Below are 13095 nucleotides of genomic sequence, written 5' to 3'. Positions count from 1 at the left end.
ATTGAATAACCTAAATTTTAAATATTTAGGTTATAAGTACTAATACGTAGGTATTTACTCGATATCAGTCTAAAATATCAAAAGTTTTACTTACTTTTTTCTTCTTCACTGAGTCATAACATGATGGATTTGTACAGTGCGTAAGTCATATAGAAGTCCCTAACTCTTCACTCACTTGTTGTAATACTCTGGAGTGTGTAAAAATTAGCCAACTCTATTTAACCTATTTTTACAACTATGAGCGAAACTCTATTTAGTGTGGAAAATCTGCGCGTTGCCTATCCTCAACGTGATGAAGAAATTAATTGGGCAATTGATAATGTATCATTCGCTCTACAACCCGGTGAGAGAATGGGTTTGGTGGGTGAGTCTGGGTGCGGCAAATCAACCCTTGGTAGGGCAGCGATGCGGCTTTTGCCCAGTGCTTCCCAGGTACAAGGAAGGGTGATGTTTCAGGGGAAATCGGTGTTTGATATGACACCGGAAGAGATGCGGAAATTTCGTGGTGAAGCAGTTGGTTTGATTTTCCAAGATCCGATGACACGTTTAGATCCGCTGATGACAATCGGGGATCATTGTTTAGAAACCTTGAAAGCACATTCCCCAGAATTATCAAAAAAACAAGCAAAGGAAAAAGCGATCGCTACTTTGGAAAAAGTTAATATTCCCAGTAGTCGCTGGAGTCAGTTTCCCCATGAATTTAGCGGGGGGATGCGACAACGGGTAGCAATTGCTTTGGCTTTGTTGTTAAGTCCCAAATTAATTGTTGCCGATGAACCCACCACCAGTTTAGATGTGACGGTTTCCGCACAGATTTTGCAGGAGTTGACAAGACTTTGTAGCCAGGAAAATATGGCTTTATTGCTAATTTCCCACGATTTAGCGATGGTTGCGGAATACTGCGATCGCATTGGCGTGATGTACTTTGGTAAAATGGTGGAAACTGGAACTACCGATGAAGTTTTTCGCAATCCTCAACATGCCTATACTCAATCGTTGTTGAAGGCAGCTTTACATATTCAATCGGTGGATGAACTTACCCATGATACTGAGGAAGTAGGGAACGAGTCGCAACCTAGTAATCCTTCCAAAACACCAATTTTACGGGTTTCTCAATTAGAGCAACACTACATCATTGAACCTAACTTTATTGAACGCATATTTGGTAATCAAGGTCAAGCAATTAAAGCCGTAGACGGGATAAATTTGGAACTGTATCAAGGGGAAATCCTGGGATTGGTGGGGGAGTCGGGATGCGGAAAAAGCACCCTTTCCCGGACAATTTTACAGTTGATTCGTCCCACCGATGGACATGTGGAATTCCTCGGTACCGAGTTAACCACCCTATCCCGTCAAGATATGCGGCAACAACGCAGACAAATGCAAATGGTATTCCAAGATCCCCATGCATGTTTAAATCCGGCAATGTCAGTAGGGCAAAATATCGCTGATCCGCTACTAATTCACGGAATTGCTACCCAAGATGAAGCAAAACAGCAAGTTTTGGCAATGTTAGAACGGGTAGGTTTAACCCCTGCTGAGATGTACTATCAGCGTCACCCCTCCGACTTGTCAGGGGGACAACAGCAACGGGTAGCAATTGCTAGGGCATTAATTACCCGTCCCAAACTCCTGATTTGTGACGAACCCGTGAGCATGTTAGATGCAAGTGTGCAATCGCAAGTACTGGAATTGATGTTAGAACTCAAAGACGAATTTGAACTAACTTATCTATTTATTACCCACGATTTATGGTTAGCGAGATTTTTATGCGATCGCATTGCCGTGATGAATGGGGGTAAAATCGTGGAAATTGGCAACACCAAGAAAATTTTCGCCAATCCCCAACATGAATATACTAAAACACTTTTAGCGGCAGCCCCGTTACTTGCCAGAGCCTAAATAACCTCAGAAAACCACGTAAAAGCTCACACAATCAAGGTTTTCATCCACACCCAGTAACCCCAAAATCCCGGTTTCTCCACATTCAACATCACGATTTTTCACTCCGACTAAAGAAACCGGGCTTCCTCGAAGTCGAAAAGTCGTGTTCAACCTAGTTTATTTTGGAGGATAAGGTTGTTGCGGGTTGATTAGTTTGTACAGGAAACCAGGTTTCTTTAAGTTTTAGTGTTTGATGGTTTGTTTACTAAGGTGGTGAAACCTGGTTTCTGAGATCTTGATTTTTCACTTCCAATAAGAGTACTCCAAGTAAAAAAATGCCCAATTCTCATTGTTTAAAAATAAGCGAACGTGCAGGATTAAAGGAGTAAAAACCATTCTAGATAAGAGATTGAGCCTTTAATTAGCCTTTATTATCCATCAAGGGATCGGTAGAACCGGAAAAGGTTATTTATGGGACTGATTTTCAGGAAAGTAACAATATTAGTCCTAATGATTGGGCAATTATGAAGATTAATCAGCCTCTTGATCGAAAATACGGTGATTTGGGAGTGAAATTTATACCAAATTCGACGCTCATTAATAATCCTAAAAACCTATTTTTCGTAGGTTATTCCGGTGGTTTTTCTACAGAGCAGTATCAAAAGTATTTTACTACTGGTAATTGTAGAAACGTAGCACTAATACGTCTCTACTGGTTGATGTGTTGCAATCATTATTTGAATTTCTATCAGCTTGGACGAACGGTTGTTCGCCCCTACTGAATTTATACCTGCCAATATTTATACCCTGCATACGCCATTGTCACTACCCCGGTAATAATGGCGGCTTCGTTGACTTCAAATTGAGGATGGTGTAGGGGATGATTGTTACCACGTTCTGGGAAACCAACACCTAAACGAAACATCGAACCAGGTGCATGATCTAAATATACAGAAAAATCCTCAGCTCCTAGGGAAGGTTCTGGAAGAATCTGCACACAGTCGCTTCCCCAAGCTTCTTCTGCGGAGGATTGCAATAACTGTGTTAAGGCGTAGTCATTTTGAACACTGGGGACACCTTGACGATAATCTACTTGACATTTTGCCCCATAGGCAGAGCAAACACTAGTGACAATATTTTCGATCCATTCTGGTAAATTAGCACGGCTTTGGGGATGAAGCGATCGCACTGTTCCCCGAAGGCTAACTTTATCTGCAATTATATTCGGTGCTCGACCGCCATTTATTTGTCCAATACTTAAAACCACTGGACGTAAAGGATTTTGTGTGCGGCTAATTGCCTGTTGTAATGTCGTAATTACCTGGGAAGCAATCCAAATTGCATCAATTGCTTCGTGGGGTCTGGCACCATGTCCCGATTCCCCAATTATGGTAATCTCCAAATCATCCGCAGCCGCAGTTAAAGCCCCATACCTTAAGCCCACACAACCCCCTGGAATCGATGGAAACACATGGACACCTAAAATCGCCGAAACATCTTCCATAGCGCCGTCTTGCACCATCCAATTGGCACCCTGAGCGATTTCTTCAGCAGGTTGAAACAGGAAGCGAACCTTCCCCGGCAAAGCTTCCGATAACCGCGATAAAACCATCGCTGTTCCCAAGCCGACAGTTGTATGGACATCATGTCCACAAGCGTGCATTATCCCTGTTTCTTTGGAAGCGAAATCCAAACCAGTACGTTCTTGAATGGGTAAAGCGTCCATATCAGTGCGAATTGCCAAAATTCGTTGATCTTCACCTGAACTTGCTAATTCCCCAATCACTCCTGTTTTTCCAATTCCTTCTTTTACATGTATCCCACTAGAAGATAATACACCCGCAACATAGGCTGCTGTTTGGTACTCTTGACCGCTTAGTTCTGGGTGTGAGTGGATATGACGACGAATTTCCAGCAACCGAGGCGCTAATTTTGCTGCTAAATCTTGAATATGGCTTAACATCACTTAATTTATTCACATACTTTATCCCATGATAAAGAGGGAAAAGAGAACGGGGAACGGGTAACAGCGAACAGGGGACGGTTTTACCTTTCAGATTTTAATTGTCGTCAAGCTCAAACCCTTGTTTATAACCAATTTTTCGGTAAAATCAAGGTAGCCAAGGAAAAGAACGGAAATTCGGTTCACGCTTTTCTAAGAAGGCTTGTTTACCTTCGCTGCCTTCCTGTGTCATGTAATAAAGTAAAGTGGCATTCCCCGCTAATTCTTGTAAACCAGCTTGCCCGTCACAATCGGCGTTAAATGCTGATTTCAGGCAACGAATCGCAATTGGGCTTTTTTCCAGGATTTCATTTGCCCATTGAATTCCTTCAGCTTCCAATTGTTCTACTGGTACAATTGTATTCACCAAACCCATATCTAGAGCTTGTTTAGCATCATATTGACGGCAGAGAAACCAGATTTCGCGGGCTTTTTTTTGTCCAACAACACGGGCAAGATAGCTAGCGCCAAAACCACCATCAAAACTACCAACTTTGGGTCCTGTTTGCCCGAAAATAGCGTTATCAGCAGCGATGGTTAAATCGCAAATTAGGTGGAGAACATGCCCTCCTCCAATTGCATATCCAGCAACCAAAGCAATGACAACTTTGGGCATGGAACGAATGAGTTTCTGTAAATCTAATACATTTAAACGTGGCGTTCCCGAATCATCAATATAGCCTGCTTCCCCCCTGACACTTTGATCACCACCAGAACAAAAGGCGTATTTACCATCAGTGTGGGGTCCCGAACCAGTAAATAAAACAACTCCAATAGTCGTATCTTCACGAGCATCAGAAAAAGCCTCATACAGTTCAAATACTGTTTTAGGACGGAAAGCATTGCGCTTGTGAGGACGATTGATGGTGATTTTAGCAATCCCGTCAGCTTTGTGGTAAAGAATATCTTCGTAGGTTTTGACGATTTTCCAGTTAGTTGGCATTGGTTGCGATCGCATTCTGATTGAAGAAGAGGAAAAGGGGCAGGAAGGAGTCATTTCCCCTGCATCTTTCTTGAAAATCTTACCGCACCGTTAGAGCAATCGGGAGGAATGCATCGTTAAAATTTATCCAAATTTACCCAAGTTGTCTTTTCTCCATTTCGCATCAGCTTTGCGATTGGTGGGGATTTCTAAAATTCTGATTCCTTGTTGAGGTAACGGATTTAACTTTTCGGCTAATTGTTGCCAAGATGACATTAATTCATACTCAACACTATATGTAGCAGCTAGTTGAGCAAAATTAATATCTTGGGGGGTGGCAAAAAATTCTTCAAATGGTGGTTCAAATTGGGAAATTGGCAGCATCTCAAAAATTCCTCCCCCATTATTATTAATCAGAATAATTGTCAGATGTCCAATAAATTTATTTCTGATTAAAAATCCATTAGTGTCATGCAACAAAGCCAAATCCCCCGTTAGCATTACACCACTTCGATGATGCATCACTCCTAAAGCAGTGGATAAAGTCCCATCAATTCCATTCGCACCACGATTGAAAAAGGGGAGAATTTGAGAATTATTGGGTTGCCAGAAAAATTCTACATCCCGAACTGGCATACTATTGGCAATGAATATGGGTGTATCAGGGGGAAGAATTTGGGGAAGTAGCCAGGAAATTTTACTTTCGAGAAAATAATCAATTTTTGTAAAGGTTTCGTCTATTTGCTGACGAACCTGTTTCTCAGCATTTAACCACAACTCCAAATATAATTCCTCCGTCTCTACAAGCGGATTGCTTTTGAGTTGGGATTTAAATTCCCTTCTGCCTTCTTTTAACCCCACCAAATCCTCAACCCCAACTCGTAAATGGGTAGTTCTCCCATGTAGAGGATCCAAATTTTGATCACTCGGATCAATTATCCATCTGTGGGGTTGGGTTGTAGTTAACCAGTTGCGAAGTTCCTTACTTGTAGACATATCCCCGATTTGAATCACAACTTCTGGAGTTAACTGGGATGTGAGACGGGGATTGCGGAGAATTAAATCGTAAGTAGAGACAATGTTGGGATTAACATGGGCATAATTGCGAACTGGAGAAAGTCCCTCTGCTAAAACTGGATAATTTAGGCTTTTGGCAAGAGACGCGATCGCATTACAATATGCTTCAGGATTTTTTGGTTGTGCTACCCCAGCAATAATCACACCCCGTTGACTTTGGGGAAAATCAAATTGGTATTTGGGAGTGGGAAAGTAGGTTTTGATTGCCGAAAAAAAATCACCTGCTTCAAACCTGATATTTTTACCTTCACTCAACAAAAAAGGAGGTTGAGAAATAATATTTGGAGATTCATCAGGAATTGGCGCGAGGGGGTCACGCAAAGGTATATTTAAATGAACTGCCCCAGGTACTTGAGTTAGGGTTTTTTCCCAAGCATAAACGACGGTTTGTCGCAGATATCCCAACATCCCCATAGACAACACAGGTAAAGCTAATTCGGCTTGCCAGTTAGGATAATCACCATATAATTTCACCTGGTTAATGGTTTGCCCAGAATGACAATTTCGTAATTCTGGTGGTCTATCGGCAGTTAATAATAATAGTGGGATACGACTTTCTCTAGCTTCAATCACAGCTGGATAAAAATTTGCCCCTGCGGTACCAGATGTACAAATAACAGCACTGGGAACCCCTGTAATCTTTGCCCTACCCAAAGCAAAAAAAGCCGCTGAACGTTCATCTAGAATCGATATTACCTCGATGTCGGCAATTTTTTGAGAAAACGCAACAACTAATGGCGTAGAGCGGGAACCAGGGCAAATTACAACCAATTTTAACCCTAGATTTTTTAAGGTTTCGGCAAGGATATAACTCCAAAGTTCATTTGTGTTGCGAAAAACATCTGACATTTTAGATTGGGAATGGGGAACAGGGACAGGACTTACGCGATGACTACAAATTTAGGAACTTCCAATTAAATAATTATCCAATTTTTTATTGTGGAACAGGCATCCCAATCTTTTTAGGCAAGACTTCGCCGTGAGCGCTCAGTCCTCCGACAGGCTCAGGAACCATCGAACGCTGCCCAAACCACAGGATATTTTATTTTCTGGAAGTCCCTTACGTCATTAGAAACGTCCTAAGGAAATTAAACCAAGAATATAAACAAATTCGGGATAGGGCATTGCCACCACTATAAATGCACATCGACACACAGTAAGACTACTAAGCTAAAACGCACTTAATTTGTAATTCTGAAAACCTTACAGCAAGGGTTTCGCATTTTAAAAGATGTCATTTAGATGCGTCTAAGCTTATCGCCTACGGTAGCATCAGTCATTGAAGCGTGAAGAATCCCCGTACCGGGGAGTATGTCAAAACTCGAAGTTTTCCCTGTCAACTGTTCCCTCCTCCCTATATTCCCGATACAATCCAATATGCAAAATTCTTTCACATTTAGTTATGGATTGCATTCATGTTACGGGGATTCGTTGCTACGGTTACACAGGTTATTTACCGGAGGAACAAATATTGGGACAATGGTTTGAGGTAGATGTCAAGTTGTGGCTAGATATTTCCCCTGCGGGTAAGTCGGATGCAATTGAGGATACCTTAGATTATCGCAGCGTCATCACATTAGTGAAGGATATCGTCAAAAACTCAAAATTTGCCCTCATCGAAAAGCTAGTCACCACAATTGCAGAATCAATTTTGGCAGAATGCGTTAGTCTTTCCCAAGTTCAAGTTATTTTAAGCAAACCATCCGCTCCGATTCCCGATTTTGGTGGCAAAATCAGCTTAGAAATTACTCGCACTCGTTCTTAATCTAAATTTATTATTCTGAGTGGAGGCGGAGCTTGTTTCCGACTGGTGTCCAAATCTGGGACAAAGCCTACTCCGCATTTGGTACTCCAAATCGGAGTAGGTAGTTTACCTTATCACTTACCTGTAATCTGCTGGTCATCCTTTTAACACAAAGACTATACTTATTATTTACGTCTTTGCACTGATATAGAAGCCTTCAAAGTCTATTATTTGGGGTTTTGATCCATCATTAATCTAAATAGAAAAATTAACACTTATACTAAGTGTATTAAAAATCCATAAAGGTATTAAATACGGTGAATTTATTGTTACCTATTTTATTTTTATCTGGATAGGGAAATATAGCCTCTATCTGTATTTTATCAATTTGTGTCAACTGGATGGGCGGTTCTATGATGCCTTTTATACATCAGTCAAAATCAATATCTAGAAACACCAAAAATAAATATTTACAAAGACAAAAATAGCAGTTAGAACTATTGTATGCAAATAGTTTCTGCCAGTATATTATTCATTAAACAGCTTTATGTTAAATCAATAACACACTTACTTTTGAGATTGACTATGATAGAATTAGCCGCTTTGCGATTGGCTTGGGGTTGCCAATAACATCTGAGCCTTGGTAAATAGGTAATTTTTCCACGGACATCTCTAAAATCCTAGTTATCGGGAATAAGGAAATCCTGGCTATATATATTGGAAATAGTTTACATAAATTTAGGGTATAGAATTTCTGAAATTATCAATTCTAGTGAAGAGGCAATCCATAGGTAGCACAAACAGATCCAAATTTAGTTTGTATGGATATTTGCTTGCCAACCTAAATATATGTATTACAAGCAACAGATGTTATTGAAAAGCAACTTCCAACTCCAGTATTATATTTACCTGGGTAAAAAGAAATATACATGTCATGTAGGCATTGATTAAGCAAACCGTTAGCTATATTTTCCAACCATTGGTAGCAAAAGATTTACACATTGCATTAAAAATGACACTTTATAAACATCAAGTCGAAAACCGATGTCAAGAAACACAGCAAAGATTAGCCACTATTCTAGAGAGCATGGGAAGTGCAGTGGTTGTGGCTGATAACAATGGCTACTTGGAGATGATGAATCCATTGGCAGAAACGTTAACTGGATGGAAAGAACACGAGGTGATTGGCAAGGAGTTGGGTAAGGTTCTGAAGTTATTTGATCAAGAAACTGGCGAAATAATTGATAATTTACCTGCTCAGGTAATGAAAGCAGGAGAAATTATACACTTGCCGGATAATTGTACCTTGGTGACAAAGGATGGTGTAGAAATCCTGATTGGTGATAACGTTGCACCGATACGCGATCGCAATGGCAATATTTCCGGTATAGTGCTGATATTTCAGGATGTCACCAAGCGTAAGCAAGTTGAAGCTCACCTGCTTCGTAACGCTTTTTATGATGGGTTAACGGGTTTACCCAATCGAGTTTTATTTTTAGATCGGTTGCGGCAAACATTTGAGCGCAAAAAGCGTAGAAATAACTTTAACTTTGGAATTTTATTCCTAGATTTGGACAGTTTCAAAAGTGTCAATGATCGTTTTGGTCATGCCATGGGAGATGATTTACTAGTGGCTATTGCCAAACGCTTAGAGTCGTGTCTTAGAGGTGGTGATACGGTTGCTAGGTTTGGCGGTGATGAATTTGCCGTGTTACTGGAAGATATTAAAGATGTATCGGATGCAGTAAATGTGGCGAAACGCATTCAAGAGTCTTTACAGCATAAATTAGACCTCAACGGACAAGAAATCATCAACACTGCTAGTATTGGCATTGCCTTAAGCGCTAATCATCACGAAGAACCAAGGAGTTTACTACGTGATGCAGATATTGCGATGTATCGCGCTAAACAAGCTGGTAAAGCTAATTATGCAGTTTTCTCGTAACACCTTGGGCTATGGGGGAAACCGTCTCAAGACTGTGAAAATTCCGATGTTCTCTTTTCAGGAACTGATAAATTTTCAAATAAATTTCCCAACATACCAAGGATGCTTCTAAAGACGTAGCATTGCTACGTCTTTCAGGCTTTTTGAATTTAACGATTTTAAGGATAAAAACCTAATTTAGGTAAACCCAAAGTTTCATCCCAACCCATCATCAAATTCATACATTGGATTGCTTGCCCTGCTTGTCCTTTAATTAAATTATCGATGACAGATATAATAATTGCTCTGCCAGTACGGGGATCTACCTCAATTCCGATATAACAAAGATTACTGCCACATGCCCATTTAGTTTGGGGATATGTACTAGCCTCGCAAATCTTCACCCAGGGTGAATTGCGATAAAAGGCTCTGTATATAGTGATCAAGTCATCCCGTACCAAACCTGGATCCCTCAAAGTGGCGTAGACAGTGGCAAGAATACCTCTCACCATTGGGATGAGGTGAGGTGTAAATTGCACTTTAACTTCATGTCCTGCCAAATCACTACAAATTTGCTCGATTTCGGGGGTGTGACGGTGACGGGCAACGTTATATGCTGCGAGGGAATTATCAGCTTCCGCTAACAACATCCCAATTTTGGCTTCCCTACCACCTCCAGATGTTCCTGATTTGGCATCAATGATGGCAGTTTCGGGGACAATTAACCCTTGTTTGAGTAGGGGAGACAGTGCCAGGAGACTAGCAGTAGGGTAACAACCCGGACAGCCAATTAGCTGTGATTCGGCAATGCGATCGCGGTACAATTCCGGCAGCCCATAAACTGCCTGCTTTGCTGTATCAATATCCTTTCTTTCCTTGCCATACCAATTTGTGTAGGTTGTCAAGTTCTCAAACCGATAATCGGCACTCAAATCCAGGACTTTACATCCTTTCGCCAAAAGTTGAGGTGCCAAATCACAAGCTAGTCCATTGGGAACCGAAAGAAACACAACTTCACACTTTCGGGCAATTTCTTCAGGATCTACTTTTTCCACCATCAATTCCACTGAATGCTTCATGTGCGGGTATATTTCCGCAAAGGGTTTACCTGCATTCTTATCACCCCCCATATACACCACGTCTACTTCTGGGTGATCCATCAACAATCTAACTAGCTGAACTCCGCCATAGCCAGACGCGCCAACTATCCCAACGGGTACGCGCCGATAATTACCCATGTTTCAAAATCCTTAATCCACTTTTGTCAATTGGCTCTAAGCTGTTAACTATCAAGCTACTAACTGATACTGCACAGCTTTTTGCAGGTTAACTGTAGTTGCACTTTTAGTATTAAAGCCCAAATTTAAGACCCTTAGGTTTTGTCATCATATCGAATCATAGCTACCGAATTACAATTGAATGATCAAATTCATCAACATTCAAGAACAACTAGATAAAATTGCTACTCAGCAAAATAGCCTCAAACGTTTCTCCCAATTGCATCCTAGATTTAAAATTGGGCTTTTACACTTCACTCTCACCAACAACAAGGTATAATCTGAATAGAGATTTAGTTAAAAAACTTTACTATTGCTTGCTGGAAATATTTTGTGTCCGAACCTCAAACCGCTTCAAGTCAGGAATTTAAATTTGACTCCATCGACTCCGCTTTGGCAGACTTGAAAAGCGGTCGAACATTGGTAGTAGTTGATGATGAAAATCGAGAAAATGAAGGCGATTTGATTTGTGCTGCCCAGTTCGCTACCCCCGATATGATTAACTTCATGGCGGTGGAAGCACGGGGATTGATTTGTTTAGCAATGCAGGGAGAACGTCTAGATGAACTAGATCTTCCCCTCATGGTGAGAAACTTGACAGACCCCAATCAAACTGCATTTACTGTTAGTATTGACGCTGGACCAGAATTGGGAGTCAGTACAGGTATTTCCGCAGAAGATCGTGCCCGTACTATTCAAGTAGCTATTAATCCCAATAGTAAACCCTTAGATCTACGCCGCCCAGGTCACATTTTTCCCCTCCGTGCCAGGAGTGGAGGTGTCCTCAAACGCGCTGGACACACTGAAGCTGCTGTGGATTTATCCAGATTGGCAGGGTTATATCCCGCCGGGGTAATTTGTGAAATTCAAAACCCAGATGGTTCTATGGCAAGGTTGCCACAGTTAATCAACTATGCCAGATACCACAACCTGAAAATTATTAGCATTGCCGATTTAATTAGCTACCGCCTACGAAATGATCGTCTCATTTTCCGCGAGACAATTGCTGATTTACCTAGTCAATTTGGACAATTTAAGATTTACGCCTATCGCCATACCCTCGATAACTGCGAGCATATTGCCATAGTTAAGGGTAATCCTAGTGAATTTGGTGATAAAGCTATTATGGTGCGGATGCACTCAGAATGCCTCACTGGTGATGCCTTGGGTTCACTGCGCTGTGACTGTAGGATGCAGTTACAAGCTGCTTTGAAAATGATTGAGAATGCTGGGGAAGGTGTTGTTGTATACCTGCGTCAAGAAGGGCGTGGCATCGGTTTAATCAATAAACTCAAAGCCTATTCACTACAGGATATGGGCTTGGATACTGTTGAAGCAAATGAACGTTTAGGTTTTCCGGCAGATTTGCGTGACTATGGGATGGGGGCGCAGATCCTGATGGATCTAGGTATACATAAGATTCGTTTGATAACTAATAATCCTCGTAAAATTGCTGGTTTAAAGGGTTATGGATTGGAAATAACTGATCGATTACCTTTGTTAATTGAAGCAAATGATTACAATACCTATTATTTAGCTACTAAAGCTGAAAAATTAGGTCATATGCTACTGCAAACCTACTTGGTGACAGTTGCCATAACTTGGGAAGATGAACCTGAAGCGGTGACAGATAGATATGAACGGTTAGAGAAAATGAGATTTTTAGCAAAAACCCATGATTTGTTGCTACAAGAGGAAGCGCGTCCACTAGCGATCGCATTATTCGACAAACCCTCTTTAACCGTACACTTAGGATTAGATCAATCTTTAGTTGCTAGCCATGATTGGTACAAACAGCAAAATCATCCCTACATCCAAGCCATTAGTCAGATACTAGATAGTTTAGTTAAACTTCCAGAAATCGAAAAATTAGAGTTTTTAGTCTCCCCAGGTACTGATCCCCTCAGTAACCTCCAAGTTCAGTTAGATAGACAAATCCATCATCTAGATGAACAACCCTCATCCTTATCAAATCAACTAAAAACACAAACAATCTACAGCTTTATTAAACTTTCTGAATCTAAATAACGCTAATAGCATTTCGGAAAGTTCATTTTCTAAGCGTTCTTAGTATATACAGCAGATTTTATCTTCGTGAGGTAAGTACAGCGGACAAGATAGTCGTTTTGATTCTTCATCTCCATGCCTCAATTACCTGTATTCTGCTATATATTGGGTTTGCTGTAAAAGTCTTCTACTGAGGGTAGGGAACAGTTTTACATTTATTTTTTCTGTTTTTTCATACTCCAATAAATTTGAATGCGA

At 40.8% G+C, this 13095-nt stretch carries 8 protein-coding genes; 4 read left to right on the top strand and 4 right to left on the bottom strand.

Going from position 1 to position 13095, the window contains the following annotated elements:
- The first annotated feature begins 237 nt into the window (after window positions 1-237).
- The gene (locus CAL6303_RS03750) at window positions 238-1902 is read left to right on the top strand and encodes a dipeptide ABC transporter ATP-binding protein (RefSeq protein ID WP_015196496.1); all 1665 of its coding nucleotides are present in this window, start codon (window positions 238-240) and stop codon (window positions 1900-1902) included.
- A gap of 766 nt (window positions 1903-2668) precedes the next feature.
- Here the strand turns inward: CAL6303_RS03750 and CAL6303_RS03745 are convergent.
- From CAL6303_RS03745 to menD, 3 genes are all read right to left on the bottom strand, one after another.
- Complete coding sequence (locus CAL6303_RS03745; protein WP_015196495.1) at window positions 2669-3847, bottom strand: M20 family metallopeptidase; 1179 nt, start codon at window positions 3845-3847, stop codon at window positions 2669-2671.
- Between the two features lie 148 nt (window positions 3848-3995).
- Window positions 3996-4829 (bottom strand): 1,4-dihydroxy-2-naphthoyl-CoA synthase, encoded by an 834-nt coding sequence (menB, locus tag CAL6303_RS03740; protein WP_015196494.1) that lies wholly within the window; start codon window positions 4827-4829, stop codon window positions 3996-3998.
- 123 nt (window positions 4830-4952) lie between these two features.
- Window positions 4953-6734, bottom strand: a complete 1782-nt coding sequence (menD, locus tag CAL6303_RS03735; RefSeq protein WP_015196493.1) for a 2-succinyl-5-enolpyruvyl-6-hydroxy-3-cyclohexene-1-carboxylic-acid synthase — start codon at window positions 6732-6734, stop codon at window positions 4953-4955.
- 553 nt (window positions 6735-7287) lie between these two features.
- Between menD and folB the strand changes: the two genes are divergently transcribed.
- The gene (gene folB / locus CAL6303_RS03730; RefSeq protein ID WP_015196492.1) at window positions 7288-7650 is read left to right on the top strand and encodes a dihydroneopterin aldolase; all 363 of its coding nucleotides are present in this window, start codon (window positions 7288-7290) and stop codon (window positions 7648-7650) included.
- Between the two features lie 991 nt (window positions 7651-8641).
- Window positions 8642-9574 carry a sensor domain-containing diguanylate cyclase gene (locus CAL6303_RS03725; protein ID WP_015196491.1) on the top strand — a complete coding sequence of 311 codons (933 nt, stop codon included), beginning with the start codon at window positions 8642-8644 and terminating at the stop codon, window positions 9572-9574.
- 158 nt (window positions 9575-9732) lie between these two features.
- Here the strand turns inward: CAL6303_RS03725 and argC are convergent, their stop codons facing one another.
- The gene (gene argC, locus CAL6303_RS03720) at window positions 9733-10791 is read right to left on the bottom strand and encodes an N-acetyl-gamma-glutamyl-phosphate reductase (protein WP_015196490.1); all 1059 of its coding nucleotides are present in this window, start codon (window positions 10789-10791) and stop codon (window positions 9733-9735) included.
- Window positions 10792-11163: 372 nt separating this feature from the next.
- Here argC and ribBA point away from each other — a divergent pair, with 372 nt between their 5' ends.
- On the top strand, window positions 11164-12858 hold the full coding sequence (gene ribBA / locus CAL6303_RS03715; protein WP_015196489.1) for a bifunctional 3,4-dihydroxy-2-butanone-4-phosphate synthase/GTP cyclohydrolase II: 1695 nt from the start codon (window positions 11164-11166) through the stop codon (window positions 12856-12858).
- Window positions 12859-13095: the final 237 nt, after the last annotated feature.

This window comes from Calothrix sp. PCC 6303, from assembly GCF_000317435.1.
In the GTDB taxonomy this organism is placed as follows: Bacteria; Cyanobacteriota; Cyanobacteriia; order Cyanobacteriales; family Nostocaceae; genus PCC-6303.
Note: the sequence above shows the minus strand (reverse complement) of the source record. Positions and strands in the feature narration are given on the sequence as shown.

Excerpts from the sequence above, each read along its gene's own strand:
- CAL6303_RS03750 (WP_015196496.1), top strand. The coding sequence starts at position 238 with ATGAGCGAAACTCTATTTAGTGTGGAAAATCTGCGCGTTGCCTATCCT.
- CAL6303_RS03745 (WP_015196495.1), bottom strand. The coding sequence starts at position 3,847 with ATGTTAAGCCATATTCAAGATTTAGCAGCAAAATTAGCGCCTCGGTTG.
- menB (WP_015196494.1), bottom strand. The coding sequence starts at position 4,829 with ATGCCAACTAACTGGAAAATCGTCAAAACCTACGAAGATATTCTTTAC.
- menD (WP_015196493.1), bottom strand. The coding sequence starts at position 6,734 with ATGTCAGATGTTTTTCGCAACACAAATGAACTTTGGAGTTATATCCTT.
- folB (WP_015196492.1), top strand. The coding sequence starts at position 7,288 with ATGGATTGCATTCATGTTACGGGGATTCGTTGCTACGGTTACACAGGT.
- CAL6303_RS03725 (WP_015196491.1), top strand. The coding sequence starts at position 8,642 with ATGACACTTTATAAACATCAAGTCGAAAACCGATGTCAAGAAACACAG.
- argC (WP_015196490.1), bottom strand. The coding sequence starts at position 10,791 with ATGGGTAATTATCGGCGCGTACCCGTTGGGATAGTTGGCGCGTCTGGC.